General features: G+C 69.4%; 18 protein-coding genes. 12 read left to right on the top strand and 6 right to left on the bottom strand.

What is annotated here, in order from left to right; all coding sequences use genetic code 11:
* Positions 1-88: 88 nt before the first annotated feature.
* Together ACFOES_RS10440 and ACFOES_RS10435 are read right to left on the bottom strand one after the other, a co-directional pair.
* Positions 89-550 carry a MarR family winged helix-turn-helix transcriptional regulator gene (locus ACFOES_RS10440; protein WP_377833213.1) on the bottom strand — a complete coding sequence of 154 codons (462 nt, stop codon included), beginning with the start codon at positions 548-550 and terminating at the stop codon, positions 89-91.
* Between the two features lie 14 nt (positions 551-564).
* Positions 565-1,323, bottom strand: a complete 759-nt coding sequence (locus tag ACFOES_RS10435; RefSeq protein ID WP_377833212.1) for an SDR family NAD(P)-dependent oxidoreductase — start codon at positions 1,321-1,323, stop codon at positions 565-567.
* A gap of 228 nt (positions 1,324-1,551) precedes the next feature.
* Here ACFOES_RS10435 and ACFOES_RS10430 point away from each other — a divergent pair, with 228 nt between their 5' ends.
* The 7 genes from ACFOES_RS10430 (at position 1,552) to ACFOES_RS10400 (ending at position 9,390) form a co-directional block, all read left to right on the top strand.
* The gene (locus tag ACFOES_RS10430) at positions 1,552-2,826 is read left to right on the top strand and encodes an ABC transporter substrate-binding protein (protein ID WP_377833211.1); all 1,275 of its coding nucleotides are present in this window, start codon (positions 1,552-1,554) and stop codon (positions 2,824-2,826) included.
* A 72-nt stretch (positions 2,827-2,898) separates the two neighbouring features.
* Positions 2,899-3,612: an ABC transporter ATP-binding protein gene (locus tag ACFOES_RS10425; protein WP_377833210.1), complete on the top strand. Its 714-nt coding sequence runs from the start codon at positions 2,899-2,901 to the stop codon at positions 3,610-3,612.
* Positions 3,612-4,316 carry an ABC transporter ATP-binding protein gene (locus ACFOES_RS10420; protein ID WP_377833209.1) on the top strand — a complete coding sequence of 235 codons (705 nt, stop codon included), beginning with the start codon at positions 3,612-3,614 and terminating at the stop codon, positions 4,314-4,316. Before ACFOES_RS10425 ends, ACFOES_RS10420 begins: the two co-directional genes overlap by 1 nt.
* Positions 4,317-4,320: 4 nt before the next feature.
* Positions 4,321-5,184: a branched-chain amino acid ABC transporter permease gene (locus ACFOES_RS10415; protein ID WP_377833208.1), complete on the top strand. Its 864-nt coding sequence runs from the start codon at positions 4,321-4,323 to the stop codon at positions 5,182-5,184.
* 7 nt (positions 5,185-5,191) lie between these two features.
* Positions 5,192-6,208, top strand: coding sequence for a branched-chain amino acid ABC transporter permease (locus ACFOES_RS10410; RefSeq protein WP_377833207.1), 1,017 nt, complete (start codon positions 5,192-5,194; stop codon positions 6,206-6,208).
* Positions 6,205-7,911, top strand: coding sequence for a thiamine pyrophosphate-requiring protein (locus tag ACFOES_RS10405; RefSeq protein WP_377833206.1), 1,707 nt, complete (start codon positions 6,205-6,207; stop codon positions 7,909-7,911). The genes ACFOES_RS10410 and ACFOES_RS10405 overlap by 4 nt, the downstream gene beginning before the upstream one ends.
* Before the next feature lie 30 nt (positions 7,912-7,941).
* Positions 7,942-9,390 (top strand): aldehyde dehydrogenase, encoded by a 1,449-nt coding sequence (locus tag ACFOES_RS10400; protein WP_377833205.1) that lies wholly within the window; start codon positions 7,942-7,944, stop codon positions 9,388-9,390.
* Between the two features lie 111 nt (positions 9,391-9,501).
* On the opposite strand, the gene ACFOES_RS10395 is transcribed toward ACFOES_RS10400, so the two are convergent.
* The 4 genes from ACFOES_RS10395 to ACFOES_RS10380 form a co-directional block, all read right to left on the bottom strand.
* Positions 9,502-10,563, bottom strand: a complete 1,062-nt coding sequence (locus tag ACFOES_RS10395) for a 4-oxalomesaconate tautomerase (RefSeq protein ID WP_377833204.1) — start codon at positions 10,561-10,563, stop codon at positions 9,502-9,504.
* A 62-nt stretch (positions 10,564-10,625) separates the two neighbouring features.
* Positions 10,626-11,297, bottom strand: coding sequence for a 4-carboxy-4-hydroxy-2-oxoadipate aldolase/oxaloacetate decarboxylase (locus tag ACFOES_RS10390; protein ID WP_377833203.1), 672 nt, complete (start codon positions 11,295-11,297; stop codon positions 10,626-10,628).
* Between the two features lies 1 nt (position 11,298).
* On the bottom strand, positions 11,299-12,267 hold the full coding sequence (locus ACFOES_RS10385; protein WP_377833202.1) for a VOC family protein: 969 nt from the start codon (positions 12,265-12,267) through the stop codon (positions 11,299-11,301).
* Positions 12,268-12,277: 10 nt separating this feature from the next.
* Positions 12,278-13,018, bottom strand: coding sequence for a PIG-L deacetylase family protein (locus tag ACFOES_RS10380; protein WP_377833201.1), 741 nt, complete (start codon positions 13,016-13,018; stop codon positions 12,278-12,280).
* A gap of 164 nt (positions 13,019-13,182) precedes the next feature.
* Here ACFOES_RS10380 and ACFOES_RS10375 point away from each other — a divergent pair, with 164 nt between their 5' ends.
* From ACFOES_RS10375 to ACFOES_RS10355, 5 genes are all read left to right on the top strand, one after another.
* Positions 13,183-14,064 carry an NAD(P)-dependent oxidoreductase gene (locus ACFOES_RS10375; protein ID WP_377833200.1) on the top strand — a complete coding sequence of 294 codons (882 nt, stop codon included), beginning with the start codon at positions 13,183-13,185 and terminating at the stop codon, positions 14,062-14,064.
* On the top strand, positions 14,061-15,245 hold the full coding sequence (locus ACFOES_RS10370) for a LysR family transcriptional regulator (protein WP_377833199.1): 1,185 nt from the start codon (positions 14,061-14,063) through the stop codon (positions 15,243-15,245). Before ACFOES_RS10375 ends, ACFOES_RS10370 begins: the two co-directional genes overlap by 4 nt.
* A gap of 116 nt (positions 15,246-15,361) precedes the next feature.
* A complete protein-coding gene (locus ACFOES_RS10365; protein ID WP_377833198.1) occupies positions 15,362-16,348 on the top strand; it encodes a TRAP transporter substrate-binding protein in 987 nt (328 codons plus the stop codon).
* A gap of 23 nt (positions 16,349-16,371) precedes the next feature.
* Positions 16,372-16,866 carry a TRAP transporter small permease gene (locus ACFOES_RS10360; RefSeq protein WP_377833197.1) on the top strand — a complete coding sequence of 165 codons (495 nt, stop codon included), beginning with the start codon at positions 16,372-16,374 and terminating at the stop codon, positions 16,864-16,866.
* A gap of 7 nt (positions 16,867-16,873) precedes the next feature.
* Positions 16,874-18,169, top strand: a complete 1,296-nt coding sequence (locus ACFOES_RS10355; RefSeq protein ID WP_377833554.1) for a TRAP transporter large permease — start codon at positions 16,874-16,876, stop codon at positions 18,167-18,169.
* Positions 18,170-18,449: the final 280 nt, after the last annotated feature.

The raw sequence follows: 18,449 nt of genomic DNA, 5'->3' as shown, positions 1-18,449 counted from the left end.
GCGGAAATCCGGCGCGGGGCTCCCCAGCCGCTGGCGAGTGGCCGCTTGGCTCAGGTATCTCGGCCATCCGCGAGGCGCGGCGGCTGGATCATATCTCCTTGGCGACCCGATGCAGCAAATCGAGAAACAGCGCCTTGTGCTCGCCGACGATGGCGTCGAGGCGGCAATCGTGTTCCCGGGCGTGCCTCATCAGTTCGCACAGCGTCTCTTCGCCTGCTGCCGTCAGGCGAAGGGTGTTGCGGCGCCGGTCCTCCTTGGCGGGCTTGCGCTCGATCAGGCCGTGGCGTTGCAGGTCCTGGATCAGCGGTGTCACCGTCGACTTGTCGCGGGCGATGGCGCGGGCCAGGTCCATCTGGGTCAGGCCGGGGTTGCAGTGGATCACCTTCAGCGCGGCGAAACGGCCGGGTTTCAGGCCCCCGGCGCCGACATTGCGGGCGAAGGCGCGGAAGGCCGCTTCCTGGGCATTGCACAGGTTGAAGCCGATGAGGCCGTCGAGCGGCCCGAGATCGATCTCGCGCTCTGTCCTGCCGTTGTCGCCGGTCCTTGCCATCCGCTCCTCGCTAGTCAGGTGCTCATGCCGCCATCGACCATGAGCATCGCCCCGGTCGTGTAGCTGCTCTGGTCGGAGGCAAGATAAAGGACAGATCGCGCGACCTCATCGGGGCGGCCGTGGCGGTGCAACGGGATCAGCTCGTCGAAGAACGCGGTGGCGTCGCGGCCAAGCTCGACGCTCAGCCCGGCCTCGACATTGGCCTGGAAGCCGTTGTCGATCGGGCCGGGATGGATCGTGTTGACCCGGATGCCGCGCGGCGCCAGTTCCTTGGCGAGGCAGCGCATCAGCCCGATCTGGGCGTGCTTGGCAGTGATGTAGCCGTAGACGCCGGCATCGCCGCGGGTGGCCGCGACCGAAGAGGTGATGACGATGCTGCCGCCCCTGGCCATATGCGGCGCGGCGTGCTTGCAGGCGAGGTAGGCGCCGCGGACATGCACGCCGAGCACGGCGTCGAAGTCTTCGTCGGGATACTCCGCGATCGGCGCGACCGTGCCGAAATTGCCGGCATTGCTGAACAGCACGTCGAGGCCGCCGAACCGCTCCAGCGTCGCCGCGACATAGGCGGCGGTCTGGCCGGCATCCGAGACATCGGCGACGCAGGTGGCGACCTCGGCATTCAGCTCCGCCGCGACGGCGTCGAGCGCCGCCCGGTCGCGGTCGACCAGCATCAGCCGGGCACCTTCGGTAGCGAAGAGCCGGGCCGTGGCCGCGCCGAGAGAGCCGGCCCCGCCGGTGATGATGCAGGTCTTGCCGTCCAACGCTCCGGCCATCCGTCTCCTCCCTCAGCCTGTGCGGCGTTTTTCGGCCTCTGCGAGCCTCGCCGCCCTCTGTCCCGGCCCGGAGGCTAGCGCATCGCGGGGGCGGTGCCCAGCAAAAATAGTTTGACGACAAACTAATTTTGCGCCAGCCTTTCTGCCAGCCCCGCGTCAAGACGGGGATCAGGGAGTGAAAAGACGCGATGACGCGGCCGCCCGTCAGATGGCGGCAGAGGAGGAGACATGGCTTCGAATTCCGGATTTGAACGGCGCAGCGTCCTCAAGGGGATGGCGGCCATCGGCGCGGCGAGCCTGGGGGGGATGGCCCCGGCGCTGGCGGCGACGGACACGATCAAGATCGGCCTGGTGATGCCCAAGACCGGGCCGCTGGCCTTCTTCACCGAGCACATTCCCTTCGTGCTCGACCAGGTCAAGGCGACCTATGGCGGCCAGGTGAAATCGGGCGGCAAGTCCTATGCCTACGAGATCATCGTGCGCGACAGCCAGTCGAACCCGAACCGGGCGGCCGAGGTGACGCAGGACCTGATCCTGAACGAGGGCGTCAGCCTGATCGCCACCTTCGCCACCCCCGAGACGGTCAACCCGGTCTCGGACCAGTGCGAGCTCAACGGCATCCCCTGCGTCTCGAACGACGCCCCGCTCGAGCCCTATTTCTTCGGCCGCCACGGCGACCCGAAGAAGGGCTTCGACTACACCTATCACTTCTTCTTCTCGGGCGACGAGCTGGTGAAGGCGCTGCTGCCCTACTGGAAGAAACTGGACACCAATGGCCTTGTCGGCGGGCTGTGGCCCAATGACGGCGACGGGCTGGCGCAGTCCAAGGGTTTCCCGCCGATCATCGAGGGCGCGGGCTTCAAGGTCACCGATCCGGGCCGTTTCGACATGCCGGCCAGCAACTACAACAGCCAGATCGGCGCCTTCAAGTCGGCCGGTTGCGAGATCGTCACCGGCGTCGTGCCGCCGCCCGAATTCACCACCTTCTGGAACGGCTGCGCCCAGCAGGGCTATCAGCCCAAGTCGGTCTACATGGGCAAGGCGCTGGAATTCCCGATGGCGATCGCGCCGCTGGGCGAGCGTGCCAACGGGTTGACGACCGAGGTCTGGTGGTCGTCGAATTCGCCCTTCTCGTCCTCGATGACCGGGCAGAGCTCGATGCAACTGGCGCAGGCCTACGAGAAGGCGAGCGGCCGGCAATGGTCGCAGCCGCTCGGCTTCCGCCATTCGCTGTTCGAGGTCGTCTTCGACGTGCTCAAGCGGGCCGAGGACCCGATGGACACGGAGTCGGTGAAAACGGCGCTGGCGGCGACCGATCTCGACACCATCGTCGGCCACGTCAACTTCGGCACCGGGCCGCTGCCGAATTGCAGCCTGACGCCGCTGGTGATCGGGCAATGGTCGAAGGGGACGAAATATCCCTATGACATCGTGATCGTCGACAATACCAACTTCCCGTCGATCCCGACCGGGGGCGATCCCTTCGCCATCCCCTACAGCTAGACCATGCCTCGACGAGCCGCCCGCGGCCTTCGGGCTGCGGGCGGCTCTGTCTTCCCTGCCTACGGTTCGTTCATGCTTCAGCTCTCCGGCCTGTCGCTTCATTTCGGCGCCCTGCATGTGCTCGACGGTCTCGATCTGGCGGTCGAGGAGGGCGAGGTGCTGGGCGTGCTCGGCCCCAACGGCGCCGGCAAGACGACGCTGTTCAACGTCATCACCGGGGTCTACCGGCCGACCGCCGGCGAGGTGGTGTTCGGCGGCCGCCGGATCGACAAGCTGCGGCCCTGGCATCGCTGCCGGGCCGGGATCGGCCGCACCTTCCAGGTGCCCAAGCCCTTCACCGACATCACCGTGTTCGAGAACGTCCTGACCGCCGCCGTCCATGGCGGCGGCCAGTCGATGCGCGCCGCGGCCGGGCGGGCGGCGGAGGTGCTGGACCTCACCGGTCTGGCCCATTGCGCGCGGCAGAAGGCCGGGGCGCTGTCCTTGCTCGATCTCAAGCGGCTGGAACTGGCCAAGGCGGTGGCCTGCGGCCCGCGGCTGCTGCTGCTGGACGAGATCGCCGGCGGCCTGACCGACCACGAATGCGGCACGTTGCTCGAGATCCTGCACGGGCTGCGCGACCGCGGCATGACCATCGTCTGGATCGAGCATGTCATCCACGCGCTGAAAAGCGCCGCCACCCGCCTGACCGTGCTGCATGGCGGCGGCTTCATCGCCGACGGGGCGCCGGACGCGGTGCTGGCCGACCCGAAGGTGCAGGAGATTTACCTGGGGGCGGTGGACTGATGGCTGAACCGATGCTGCGCATCCAGGACCTTTCGGTCTTCTACGGCCCGTTCCGGGCGCTGGAGGGCATCGACCTCGAGGTCGGCGCGGGCGAGATCGTCTCGATCATCGGCGCCAACGGGGCCGGGAAATCCTCGCTGATGAAGGCCATCGTCGGCCAGGCCGACCGGATCGAGGGCGCGATCCGCTTCGAGGGCGACGACATCACCGCCCGCTCGACCGCCGAGACCACCAGGGCCGGCATCGCGCTGGTGCCCGAGGGCCGGCGGCTGTTCCCGTCGCTGACGGTCGAGGAAAACCTGATGATCGGCCGCGAGGTCGGCCGCGAGGGCGAGATCGGCTTCGATCAGGTCTACGGGTATTTCCCGATCCTGCGCGAGCGCCGCGGCCAGATGGTGCGCAGCCTGTCGGGCGGGCAGCAGCAGATGGTGGCGCTGGGCCGGGCCCTGCTGGCCAATCCCAAGCTGCTGCTCTGCGACGAGATCAGCCTCGGCCTCGCCCCGGTCATCATCAACGGGCTCTACGAGATCATCCCCGAGATCCGCGACCGCGGCATCGGCATCGTCATCGTCGAGCAGGACATCACCCGGTCGCTGGCCGTGGCCGACCGGTTCTACTGCCTGCTGGAAGGCAAAGTGAACCTGTCGGGCCGGCCGGCCGAGACCAGCCGCGACGAGGTCGCGCGCCACTATTTCGGGATGTGACGGCATGGACGGATTGATCAACCAGATCGTGCAGGGCGTGCTCGTCGGCGGGCTCTACGCGATGTATGCGATGGGGTTGTCGCTGTCGGTCGGCATCATGCGCTTCGTCAATATCGCCCATGGCGACCTGATCGTGCTGGCCTCGTTCCTGATCCTCACCTTCACCACCGCGCTCGGCCTCGACCCGCTGCTGGCGACGCTCTTGGCGATGCCGGTCGCCTTCGCCGCCGGCTACCTGTTGCAGCGGCTGTTGTTGCAGCGGGTGCTGGGGCAGGGCGTGTTGCCGATCATCCTGGTCACCTTCGGGCTGTCGATCATCGCCCAGAACGGGCTGCTGGGGGTCTTCGGCGCCGATACCCGCAAGGTCTCGGGCGGCGCCTTCGAGACGGCGACGCTGAAGATCGGCGCCGGGATCAATGTCGGCCTGCTGCCGCTGACGATCTTTGCCGCCGCCGTGGCGATGGTGATCGCGCTCGACTGGCTGCTCTACCGCACCCGGCTCGGCGCCCGCATTCGTGCCGTCTCGGACGACCCGGCGACGGCCGATCTCGTCGGCCTGCCCTCGGCCCGGATCTATGCCATCGCGATGGGCATCGTCGGCGTCACCATCGCGATCTCGGCCGGTTTCATGTCGATCTGGACCAATTTCGATCCCACCGCCGGCCCCAGCCGCCTGCTGATCGCCTTCGAGGCGGTGGTGCTGGGCGGCCTGGGCAGCCTGTGGGGCACGCTGATCGGCGGCATCATCATCGGCGTCGCCCAGGCGCTGGGGGCGCAGGCCGATGTCGGCTGGCAGCTGCTGGCCGGCCATATCACCTTCCTCGTCATCTTCCTTGCCCGGCCCCAGGGCCTGTTCCCGAAATACTGAGCCCGCCATGACCGCCTCGAACCGCCTCTGGATCGTCTACCTTGCCCGCCTGGCGCTGCTGGCCGCGGCGGCGGCGCTGGCCGTCGCGCCGAGCCTGTTCGCCGTGCGCGATATCGCGGTGCTGACCGAGTTCCTGTCGCTGCTGACCATCGCGATCATGTGGAACCTGCTGGCGGGCTATGCCGATATCGTCTCGGTCGGCCAGCACGCCTTCGTCGGCGTCGGCGCCTATGCGCTGTTCGGCTTCGCGGTGATCGCCGGGGTGAACCCCTACCTGTCGATCCTGCTCTCCTCCGGCGTCGCGCTGATCGTGGCGCTGCCGGTGATGGTGATCATCTTCCGCCTGCGCACCGCCTACCTGGCGGTCGGCAGCTGGGTGGTGGCCGAGACCCTGATGCTGGGCGCCGGCAAGCTTTCCGCCTTCGGCGGCGGCTCGGGCGTCAGCCTGCCGGTCTCGGTGGTGCGCAGCTTCGGCCACCGCGTCGCCGACCGCTACGCCACGATCTACTGGCTCGCCTTCGCGCTGGCGCTGGCGGCGCTGGTCGCCACCTGGCTGCTGATGCGGTCGCGGATCGGGCTGGGGCTGACGGCGATGCGCGACGACGAGGAGGGCGCCGGCGTCGTCGGCGTCAACCTGATCGGGTTGCGGGTGCTGTGCTTCCTGTGGACGGCGCCGTTCCTCGGCCTCGCCGGGGCGGTCATCACCCTGCAGAAACTGCGCATCGCGCCGCCGGCCTCGTTCTCGATCACCGACTGGACGGTCTATGTCATCTTCATCGTCGTCATTGGCGGCATCGGCAGTTTCGAGGGCCCGATCATCGGCACGGTGGTGTTCTTCCTGATCCGCGAATACCTGTCCGAGATCGGGGTGTGGCATTTCATCCTCCTCGGCGCGCTGTCGATCGCCGTGGTGCTGGTCGAGCCGCGCGGGCTGTGGGGGCTGATCCGGCGCTGGCTGCCGGCCGACGTGATCCCGGTGTCGCGACCGGTGCGAATGAAGACAAGCAAGGAGACGGCACGGTGAGCAAGGCGCAAACGGTCACGGCGGGCGGGGCGATCTTCCCGCGGCTCAAGGCGCTGGGCGTCGATTACGTCTTCGCCAATTCCGGCACCGACTTCCCGCCGATCATCGAGGGGCTGGCCGAGGCCGCCGCCAAGGGCATTTCCCTGCCCAGGGCGCTGGTGATCCCGCACGAGCACGCGGCGATGGGCATGGCGCATGGCTATTACCTGATGACCGGCAAGCCGCAGGCGGTGATGCTGCACACCAATGTCGGTCTCGCCAACGGCGCCATCGGCGCGCTCAACGCGGCCTGCGAGCATGTGCCCGTCCTGCTGATGTCGGGCCGAACCCCGGCGACCGAGCAGGACCGCTTCGGCGCCCGCACCGTGCCGATCGGCTGGGGCCAGGAGATGCGCGACCAGACGGCGCTGGTGCGCGAGGCGGCGAAGTGGGATTACGAGCTGAAATTCCCCGAGCAGATCTCGGGCCTGCTCGACCGCGCCCATGCCATCGCGATGTCGACGCCGCGCGGCCCGACCTACCTGTCGCTGCCGCGCGAGGTGCTGTGCGAGCCGGTCGCCGCTGAGGGGCTGGAGGCGTCGCCGACGATGCGGCCGGTCTCGGTCGCGCCCGATCCCGGCGCGGTGGCGCAGGCGGCGGAATGGCTGGCAAGGGCCGAGCGGCCGCTGGTCATCGCCCAGCGCGGGGCCGGCGATGCCGAGAGCTTCGCGCTGTTCTCGCAATGGGCCGAGGACTGGGCGATCCCGGTCTGCTCGTGGTGGGCGACCCATCTGGCGATCCCGACCGACCATCCCTGCCATGTCGGCGCCGATCCCGGCCCGTGGCTGGCCGAGGCCGACGTGGTCGTGGTGCTGGACTGCCTGGCGCCGTGGTGGCCCGACCGCCACCCGCTGGCCGAGGGCGCCAAGGTGATCCATATCGGCCCCGACCCGATCTTCTCGCGCTATCCGGTGCGCAACTTCCGCTCCGACCTCGCCATCGCCGGCGAGAGCGCGGCGACGATCCCGGCTCTGGTGGCGGCGATGGACGGCTGGGACCGCGACGCCGCGGCGCTGACCGGCCGCCGGGTGCGGATCGCGGCGAAGGCCGAGAAGACCCGCGCCGCGCTGGCGCAGGCCGCCGCGGCCGACACCGCCGCCGGCATCACCAAGGCCTGGGTCAGCCGCTGCCTCAGCGAGGCGCTGGCCGACAAGACCTCGAGCGTGTTCTCGGAACTCGGCACCATCCTCGGCGTGCTCGAGCGGCGCGAGCCGAAATCGTGGTTCCAGGAGCCGCATTCGGGCGGGCTGGGCTGGTCCTTCCCCTGCGCGCTGGGGGCGCAGCTGGCCGATCCCGACCGGCTCTGCGTCGCGACGCTGGGCGACGGCAGCTACATGTTCGCCAACCCGACGGTCTGCCACCAGATTGCCGAGGCGCTGGAGCTGCCGGTGCTGGTCGTCATCCTCAACAACGCCGAATGGGGCGCGGTGCGCGGCGCGGTCTCGGGGCTCTACCCCGACGGCCATGCCAGCCGCGCCAACCACATGCCGCTGACCGGGCTGCGGCCCTCGCCCGATTTCACCCTGACGGCGCAGGCCAGCGGCGCCTGGGCGCGGCGGGTCGACAAGGCGGGCGATCTGCCCGGCGCCCTGGCGGGCGCGATCGAGGTGATCGAGACCGAGCGGCGATGCGCCCTGCTCGACATCCGCTGCCTGCCGGATTGAACACGACTTATCAGCAAGGGAGAGGCTGAGGTGAAAGACATCGGATTCCTGCTCGACGGCGAAGACATGGCGGCCGCGGACGGCGCCAGCTTCGAACGGATCGACCCGGTGACCGGAGCGGTCGCCACCCGCGCGGCGGCGGGCAAGGCGGAGGACGTCGAGGCCGTGGTCGCCTCGGCCGCCGCCGCCTTTGAAAGCTGGTCGCAGACCGGCCCGGGCGAACGCCGGGCGCTGCTGCTCAAGGCGGCCGACGCGCTCGAGGCGCGGGCCGGGGCCTTCACCGAGGCGATGATCGCGGAAACCGGGGCGACGGCGCCCTGGGCCGGGTTCAACGTCATGCTGGCCGCCGGCATGATCCGCGAAGCGGCGGCGATGACGACGCAGGTCGGCGGCGAGATCATCCCCTCGAACAAGCCCGGCACCCTGGCGATGGGCGTGGCGAAACCCAAGGGGGTCTGCCTCGGCATCGCGCCGTGGAACGCGCCGGTGATCCTGGGCACGCGGGCGGTGGCGATGCCGATCGCCTGCGGCAACACCGTGGTGCTGAAGGCGTCCGAGATGTGCCCGGCCACCCACCGCCTGATCGGCGAGGCCTTCGCCGAGGCCGGGGTGCCGGCCGGGGTGCTCAACGTGATGACCAACGCGCCCGAGGACGCGCCGGCGGTGGTCGAGGCGCTGATTGCCCATCCCGCCGTCAAGCATGTCAACTTCACCGGCTCCTCGGCGGTCGGGCGGATCATCGGCCGGCTGGCGGGCGAGAACCTCAAGCCGTCGCTCCTGGAGCTCGGCGGCAAGGCGCCGCTGATCGTGCTCGACGACGCCGATCTCGACGGGGCGGTGAACGCGGCGATCTTCGGTGCCTTCATGAACCAGGGCCAGATCTGCATGTCGACCGAACGGATCATCGTCGACGCCAAGGTCGCCGACGCCTTCGTGCTGAAGCTGGCGGCGCGGGCCAAGGCGCTGCCGGCGGGCGACCCGCGCGGCCAGGTCGTGCTCGGCTCGCTGGTCAGCGAGGGCGCGGCCGAGAAGATGGAGGCGCTGATCGCCGATGCCACCGAGAAGGGGGCGATGGTGGTCGCCGGCGGCGGGCGCGAGGGCGCCATCGTCGAGGCGACGCTGATCGACGGGGTGTCGAAGGACATGCGGATCTATGCCGAGGAGAGCTTCGGCCCGGTCAAGTCGATCATCCGCGTGAGGGGCGACGACGAGGCTATCGCGGTGGCGAACGATACCGAATACGGCCTGTCGGGCGCGATCTTCAGCCGCGACATCCAGCGGGCGATGGCGCTGGCCAACCGGCTCGAAACCGGCATCTGCCACATCAACGGTCCGACCGTCGCCGACGAGCCGCAGATGCCCTTCGGCGGCGTCAAGGCGTCGGGCTATGGCCGTTTCGGGGGGCGCGCGGCGATTGCCGAGTTCACCGACCTGCGCTGGATCACCGTCGAGGACCCTCAGCAGCATTACCCCTTCTGAGCAACACCTCTTCCGAGCGACGCGGGGCTATTCGCTTCGGGCGGCGTGCTCCCTTGGCAATGACGGCCGTTGGGGCCTTCGCCATGCACCGCGTCGCGTCTCGGGCGCCAGTCAGCGACGGGGAAAGACCCGCCCGTCCATGAGCTTGCGCGCGGTGCGCAGGGTTCCTGCGCCGATCACCGCGCCCGCCGCGTCGCGCTCAAGAAGGACCTCCGCCGCGCCCGAAGGATGCTCGATCCGGAAACGGCCATCCGCCGGCAGCACGGCCCGCGCCGCCGCCGGGGACCCCTGAAGCGTGCAAGCCGTGGCGACCGAGACCGCCGCGAAGACGCCGATCGAGGCATGGACGCGGTGGGGAATGAAGCTGCGGGTGGCGATCGCGCCGCCCGCCCGCGGGGCCGAGACCAGGGTCATCTTCGGCACCGATTTGTCGGCCACGTCGCCAAGGGTCATCATCGGCCCGGCCTGCAGCCGGATCGCCTCGATCCGCGCCTTCAGTTCCGCGTCGGCTTCCAGTTCCTCCCGGTTTTCCGCACCGGTCAGCCCGAAGGCCCCGGCATCCATCACCACGCAGGGCATGCCGTTGTCGATCAGCGTGCAGGCGATGCCGTCGATCTCGTCGACCCCGCGCCCGGTGGGCAGCAGCGCGCCGCACATCGCGCCGGCGAGGCTCTGGAACATCAGCGCCACCGGCGCCGCCGTCCCCGGCACGCCGTCGATCGCGGCTGTGCCGTCATAGCGCACATCGCCGCCCGGGGTCCGGACCCGGGCCACCGCGATCTCGCCGGTATTCAGCATGTGGATGCGCACCGGCGTCTCGCCATCCCGCGCCGCCACCAGCCCGCGCTCGATGGCCGCCGGGCCGACGCCGGCCAGGATATTGCCGCAGGCCTGCGCGTCCGAGACCAGCGGCTGGTCGACGAAGACCTGCAGGAAGAGGTAATCGACATCGGCATCGGCCCGCGAGGACGGCGACAGGATCGCCACCTTCGAGGTCAGCGGATCGGCGCCGCCGATGCCGTCGATCTGGCGCGGATCGGGGCTGCCCATGATCCGCAGCAGAAGGTCGTCGCGCGCCTGCGGATCGGCCGGCAGATCGGCGGCGAGGAAATACGCCCCCTTCGACGTCCCGCCCCGCATCCAAAGACAGGCAATCCCATCCTCCTCGCGCATTCCTTTCCCTTTCATCTTCACGGAAATATCCTGGGGGTCCGGGGGTGAAACCCCCGGCCGCGTCAGACGTATTTCAGACCCTTGGCCTGCAGTCGCGGCCGCATGTCGTAAAGGTCGAGCCCCAGCTCGCCCGCCGCCAGCCGCTTGCGCTTCCTTTCCTCGCTGGCGAGCCGCGTCTTCGCCGCCGCCAGCACCTCCTCGGCCTCGGCGCAGCGGACGACGCAGACGCCGTCGTCATCGGCCACCACGACATCGCCGGCCTCGATCGCCTGGCCGGCGCAGATCACCGGCACGTTGACCGAGCCGAGCGTCTCCTTGACCGTGCCCTGGGCCGAGATTGCTTTCGACCAGACCGGGAAGCCCATCGCGGTCAGGTCGCGGATGTCGCGCACCCCGGCGTCGATCACCAGCCCCTTGCAGCCGCGGGCCCGGGCCGAGGTCGCCAGCAGGTCGCCGAAATAGCCGTTGTCGCAGGGCGAGGTCGGGGCGAGGACGAGGATGTCGCCCTCTCGGAGCTGCTCGATGGCGACATGCAGCATCCAGTTGTCGCCGGGCGGGGCCGAGATGGTGACGGCCGGGCCGGCGATGGCGGCGCCGGCATAGATCGGGCGCAGGTAGGAGGCGAGGCAGCCGCGGCGGCCCTGCGCCTCGTGCACGGTGGCGACCCCGGCCTCGGCCAGTCCGGCAATAACCGCCGGATCGGCGCGGGGGATGTTCTGGACGACGACGGGCATCTCAGGGCTCCTTCTTCACGGGGGGCGTTCCATGGGTGTGGAAGGTCTCGATCGTCTTCAGGCCCCAGGCCTGGCCCTTCCCGCGGTCGGCCTCGGTCCAGCAGACCGGCTGCCAGTCGGGGGCGAGGATCAGCCGGGCGCCGGCATTGGCCAGTTCGACCCGGTTGCCGGCCGGCTCCCAGACATAGAGGAAGAAGGTGCCCTGGATCGCGTGCTTGTGCGGGCCGGTCTCGATATGGACGCCGTTCTGCAGGAAGATGTCGGCGGCGCGCAGGATGTCCTCGCGCTGGTCGGTGGCATAGGTGACGTGGTGCAGCCGGGCCTGCCCGCCGCCGTGCTCCTCGGTGCAGGCGAGGTCGTAGGTCTTGTTGTTGACCGTGAACCAGCAACCGCCGAGCCGGCCGTTGTCGAGCTGGATGTATTCCGTCACCCGGCTGCCGAGGCAGGTCTCCATGAAACGGCGGAACGCGGTGACGTCCTCGGCCAGCAGGTTGAGATGGTCGAGCCGGCGCGGCGCGGCCCCGGTGAAGGCGCTGGCGGTGTTCTTCAGCGCCGCCTTCTCGGCCTCGACCTGCGGCTCATACCAGTTGGTGTCGTAGTAGATCTCGAAGACATGGCCGAACGGGTCCTCGAAGCGGAAGGCGCGGCCGTGGCTGAGGTCGCCGTCATGCCAGCCGATCACCTCGTAGCCCGAGGCCTCGATCGCCTTCACCCGACGCGCCAGCGCCTCGGGCGAGGCGGCGCGATAGCCGATATGGCCGACACCGGTGCTGTCCGCCCGCGTCAGCTTCAGCGTCGCGTATTCGTAATCGTCCCAGGCCCGCAGATAGGCGCTGGTGGCGTCCTCTCCCGAAAGTTTCAGCCCGTAGACCCGGGTGAAGAAATCGAGGCTGTCGTCATAGCGGTCGGTGAACATCTCGACATGGCCGAGATGGGCGATGTCGAAGGACGGATTGCTGGGCTCGGACATCTGCTTCTCCTCAAAGCTCGTCGACGGTGCGCGGGAAGATCGACTGGAAGCCCTCGGCATATTTGCAGTCGCGCCCGCCCGACTGGCCCCCCGAATTGCGCTTGAAATGGTTGGCGCGCTGCTGGGCGACACGGGTGTAGTAGTCCCACAGGTGGACCTGGCCGTTCATGCATTCCATCGCCGCGCGCTTCCTGTCCCAGACCGGCGTGATGTCGAGGAAGGTGTCGGGCTTCCAGCCCATCTGCTCGGTCTGGTGCGGCTCGAACAGGTAGAGCTGCGGCGCGCCCAGCACCTGCTCGCCCGGGTTGTGGCCCCAGGCCTGGGCGATCATCCGGGTCTCGAGCGCGACCTGCGTCGCATACATGTGGTCGGTGTTGTAGGGATCGTATTGGCTGTGGCTGAGCATGAAACGCGGCTGGACCCGGCGGATCAGGTCGACCAGCTTCATCTTGTCGTCGCGGCCCAGTTCCAGCGGGTAGTCGCCCAGGTCGAAACTGACCAGGTCATGCGCCCCCAATGCCTGCGCCGCGGCTTCGGCCTCGCCGCGGCGGATCGCCTTGACCTCGTCGAGGCTCTTGCCCTCCTTCCACAGCCGCGCGCTCTCGCCGCGCTCGCCGAAGGACAGGCAGGCGACGGTCACCTGGTAGCCCATTTCGGCGTGAAGCGCGATCGCGCCGCCGCAGCGCCAGACGAAATCGGCGGCATGGGCGGAAATCACCAGCGCTGTCCTGGGAGCGGTTTTCGCGGACATTCGGACCTCCTTGCTCGTGTTGGCCCGAACTAGGCACCCCGAGCCCCCCGGGAAGCAATTCAGAAAGCCGGCCTGGGTCATAAGTTCCAGCTATAGGGGGATTGGAAATCCGGCCCGCCCGGGCGACAGTGGCCGGCATCATCCGGGGGCCGGGAGGACAGATCATGACAGGCGCATCGACCGGGCGGCCCACCGCCTTCATCGGCTTCGGCGAGGCGGCCGCGGCCTTCGCGCAGGGCTGGGGCGCCGAGACCTGCAAGGGGGTCGCGGCCTATGACCGGAAGCTGGACGATCCGGCACAGGCCCCGGCGTTGCGGGCCCGGGCGGAGGGGTTCGGCGTTGCCTGCGGCGACCACGCCGGGGTGCTGGGCGGGGCCGGGGCGGTGTTCAGCCTGGTGACGGCGGACGAGGCCGGCAAGGCGGCCGAGGCGGCGGCGCCGGTGATCGCGCCGGGGGCACTGTGGCTCGATGGCAATTCGGTCGCGCCCGAGACCAAGGCGCGGGCGGCTGATGTGCTGGCCGCCGCCGGGGTCGACTATGTCGACATGGCGATCATGGCGCCGGTGCATCCGAAGCTGCACAAGGTGCCGCTTCTGGTCTCGGGCCCGGGGGCGGCGCGGGCGCTGCCGCTGCTGGACAGCCTCGGCATGGAGGCGCGGCTGATCGACGACCGGGTCGGCAGCGCCTCTTCCATCAAGATGATCCGCTCGGTGATGATCAAGGGAATGGAGGCGCTGTTTGCCGAGTGCCTGCTATCGGCGCGCAGGGCGGGGGTGGAGGACGAGGTGCTGGCCTCGCTGCAAGGCTCGAACCCCGAGATCGACTGGCCGGCGCGCGGTGCCTACAACCTCGAACGGATGATGGTGCACGGGCCCCGACGCGCCGCCGAGATGCGCGAGGTGGCGAAGACCGTCGCGGCCCTCGGTCTCACGCCCGGGCTGTCCGCCGCCACGGCCGACTGGCAGGCGCGGGTCGGGGCGCTGGGCCTCGATGCGGGCGAGGGCGACCTGATCGCCCGGCTCGACGCGGTGCTGGCCGCGCTATGATCGCCGAGAACCTGCGCCATCTGCGGGTCTTCCTTGCCGTGGCCGAGTGCGGCTCGGTCACCCAGGCGGCGGCGCGCTGCTACGTCTCGCAGCCGGCGGTGACGCAGGCGATCAACAAGCTCGAAACCCTCTCCGACAGGCCGCTGTTCCAGCGCAGTCCGCAGGGGTTCTTTCCGACCGAAGCCGGCGAGATCCTGCGCCGCCGGGCGGTGCGGGCCTTCGCCTTGATCGACCCGGCGCTGGCCGAGATCGCGCCGCGCCTGCCGCGCATCGCGACAAGGCCACAGCTGAAGGCGCTTGTCGCCACCAACGAGACCCGGAACTTCACCCTTGCCGCACGCGTGCTGGGGGTCTCGCAGCCCACCGTCCATCGCGCCATCGCCCAACTCGAGCGCGAGGCGGCACAGCCGCTGTTTCGACGCAGCCCGCAAGGCGTGATGCCGACGCGGGCCAGCACCGCGCTGGCCCGCGCCGCGCGGCTGGCCTTTGCCGAGCTCGCCCAGGCCGAGGCGGAACTCGGGGACCTGGCGGGGCGCGAGGTCGGCCGCATCGTCATCGGCGCGACGCCGCTGGCGCGCTCGCATATCCTGCCGCGGGCGTTCGCCGCGTTCCGGGCCAACCGGCCTCGGCTGGGGATCAAGGTCCTCGACGGGCCCTATTCAGAGCTGCTGGCCGGGCTGCGGCGCGGCGAGGTCGACTTCCTGGTCGGCGCGCTGCGCGATCCCGTGCCGGTCGAGGACGTGGTGCAGGAGCCGCTCTTCGAGGACAGGCTGGTGGTTCTCGCGGGGGCGGAGCATCCCCTGCTGGCGGCGCCTCCGGACGTGGCGCAGCTTGCCGCCTGGCCCTGGCTGGTCCCGCGCGAGAACACCCCGACCCGCGTCCAGTTCGACGCCATGTTCGACGCGGCCGGCATCGCCCGGCCCGAGAGCCTGATCGAGACCGGCTCGGTCGTGCTGATGCGCGAGATGGTGCAGGACGGCCGCCATCTCGCCTGTGTCTCGCGGCTGCAGGCGATGGGCGAGGTCTCGCGCGGCATGGTTCGGGCGCTGTCGATCGAGGTGCCCGGGCGCTCCCGCCCCATCGGCCTGACCTTCCGGACCGACTGGCAGCCCACGCCGGCACAATCGCAACTGATCGCGGCGATGCGCGCCGTAGAGGGGGCCAAGGCTTCTCCACCATAGCCCGGGCTTATGAAGCCCGCGCGCCTTTCTATTGGCGCCGTGCGGCGGATTGCTGAAATCTCGCCCCACATCCGGCCCGGGCCCTGCCCGCCGCCGATCAGGGAGAGGAGCCAACAATGTTCGCACGCAAGATCACCGCCACGGCGGTGCTCGGCGCCGCCGTGGCAACTGCCGGTATCGCCAGCGCCGGGGAGTTGAGCTTTGCCAACTTCATGCCGTCCAACCACCCCTATGTCGCCAGCACCTTCCAGCCCTTCGCCGACGAGGTCGCACAGCTGACGGATGGCAAGGTGACGGTGAAGCTTTACAGCGGCGGCGAACTGGGCGCCGGGCCGGTCCAGCAATACAACCGGGTCGTCGACGGGGTCGCCGACCTTGCCGTCAGCCTGCCGGGCTACACCGCGTCGCAATTCCCGCTGACGCTGCTGTCGGAACTGCCGGGGGTGCTGAAGGAAAAGACCGGGACCGAGGACATCTACAGGAACCTCGCCCTGTTCGGTCGCGACTACCGCCGCGTCCATCTGGTGGCGCTGTGGTCGAATGCCGAGAACGTGCTGTTCACCCGCGACAAGGCGGTGCACAGCCCGGCCGACCTCAAGGGCATGAAGATCCGCGTGCCCTCGCGCGCGACGGGGCTGCTGGTCGAGGCCTGGGGCGGCTCGCCGGTCTCGATGCCGGTGACGCAGATCTACAACGCGATGCAGACCGGCGTCATCGACGGCGCGATGATCGACGGCACCGGCGTCAACGCGTTCAAGCTCAACGAGGTGTCGAAATACATCACCACGGGGATGAAGACGACGATCTCGCCCTTCTTCATCATCATGAACCGGGACGCCTATGACGGGCTGACGCCGGCCGAGCGGGAGGCGATCGACAAGGCCGGGCACCAGGCCGCGCTGAACGGGCTGGCGAGCCAGCTCAAGGTCGCCGAGGCGGGCTTCGTGTCCTTCGCCGCCACGCCGGGCAAGGAGGTGATTCGCCTGACGCCCGATCAGGCCGCGGCCTTCGACAAGCTGTCGGCACCGGTCACCGAAGAGGTCGTCCGGAAGGCGGGCGGCGACGCGCAGAAGATCGTCGACGCGCTCAAGGCCGGCCAGTAACGGCCGCAGGGGAGGACAGGGCGATGGAAGGGCCTTTCTGGCTGACTGCGATCGAGCGGGCGAACCGGCTCCTGGCCGGTCTTGCCGCGGCGATCCTGCTGGGGCTGGTGGCGATCGTCTTCGCCGGCGTCGTGTCGCGCTACCTCTTCGCCCGGCCCATCCTCGGCCTCAACGAGGTCGTGCAGCTGACCGCGGTCGCCCTGGTGATGCTGGGGCTGCCGCATTGCACCGCCGCGCGCGGGCATGTCACGGTCGACGTGCTGGACAATGCGATCGGCCGGCTCGGCCGGCTGGCGGGCGATATCCTGTCGCGCATCGTCAGCCTCCTGGTGCTGTCGGCGCTGGTGCGCCGCGCCGTGGCCAAGGCACTGGACGCGCATGAGTTCGGCGACGTGACCAACATGCTGTCGCTGCCGCTGTGGCCGTTCTACGCCGCCATCGCCGCCGGCATGGGGCTGAGCGCGCTGGTGCTGGCCGCCCAGATGATCGCCATCGTCAAGCAGGGGCGCGCGCTGTGAGCCCGGAATCGATCGGCGTCTCGGCATCGCGGCGCTGTTCGCGCTGATGATCCTGCGCACCCCCGTGGCCTTCGCCATGCTGGCGGTGGGCTATGGCGGCATGTATCTGCTGCAGGGCAGCCGGGCGGCCAGCGCGGTGATGGTGACGCAAAGCTACCAGGCGGTGTCGAACTACGACCTGATCGTGGTGCCGATGTTCGTGCTGCTGGGCAATGTCGCGTCGGAGGCCGGGTTCTCGCGCGCGCTCTACGACGCCGCCTTCGCCTGGGTCGGGCGCTTCCGCGGCGGGCTGGCCTCCTCCTCGGTGCTCGGCTGCGCGGTGTTCTCGGCGGTCTCCGGCTCGTCGGTCGCCACCGCCGTGACCATCGGCAAGGTCGCCATCCCCGAGATGAAGCGGTTCGGCTACGGCGACGGCCTCTCGACCGGGGCGATCGCGGCGGGCGGCACGCTGGGCTTCCTGATCCCGCCTTCGACCGGCTTCGTCCTCTACGCGATCCTGACCCAGCAATCGGTCGGGCGGCTGTTCATGGCCGGCATCCTGCCGGGCCTGCTGCTGATGGGCCTGTTCATGGCGGCCGTTGCCGTCATCGCCACCCTCAACCCCGAGGCCGGGCCGCGCGGCCAGCACGTGGCCCTGCGTGAGCGCCTGATTCTGTTCGGCCGCGCGGCGCCGCTTCTGGCGATCATCGGGCTCTCGATCGGCGGCATCTATGTCGGGGCCTTCACCCCGGTGGAGGCCTCGGCGATCGGTGCCGGGCTGATCCTCCTGCTCGCCGTCGGGCTTCGCCGGCTCGATTTCCGGGGCTTCGCCGCCGCGCTTGTCGAGACGGTGCGCACCTCGGCCATGCTCTACATGGTGGTGATCGGGGCGGATGTGCTGAACCCGTTCCTCGCCGTGACCCATATCCCGGATGCGCTGGGGCAGGCGCTGACGGCGGCCGGCCTCGGCTCCTACGGCACGCTGGCACTGATCGTCCTGGGCTATGTCGTGCTGGGAATGTTCCTCGACTCGCTGTCGATGCTGGTGGTGACGATCCCGATCGTCTTTCCGATCATCCAGACGCTCGGCTTCGACCCGATCTGGTTCGGTGTCGTCGCGGTGATCGTGGTCGAGATGGGGCTGATCACCCCGCCGGTCGGCCTGAACGTCTTCGTGGTCAGAGGCGTGGCGCCAGAGGTGCCGATGATGACGATCTTCCGTGGCGTGACGCCCTTCCTGATCGCGATGATCCTCGGCCTGCTGCTGATCATCGCCTTCCCGGGCATCGCCACCGTGATCCCGAACTCGATGTTCGGGCGCTGAGATCGCTGACCCGCCCAGGGGGCTCGATCACGGAAGTTCGATAGCTTCGCGAAACCGGTTGACGGCATCGTTATCGGGGCAAATCCGGTGATCGAGCTCGCGCCGATGCCCGCGCATGCCGTCTGTCAAACCCGTTGACCTGCCACGGGATTTTTCTTCCACCACCCGTTGGAACCGCCCCAGCTCGCCCGGCCGTGGCTTGCGCATTCGGCGGGATGTCTCGGCTGACCAAGGTGGACCACGTGACCTGCCACGGGTCTTTCATCCAGCCGTGACCGGA

The sequence above is a fragment of the Acidimangrovimonas pyrenivorans genome (genome assembly GCF_042643245.1).
GTDB classification, from domain to species: Bacteria; Pseudomonadota; Alphaproteobacteria; order Rhodobacterales; family Rhodobacteraceae; genus Acidimangrovimonas; species Acidimangrovimonas pyrenivorans.
This window is presented reverse-complemented; position numbering and strand designations above follow the sequence as displayed.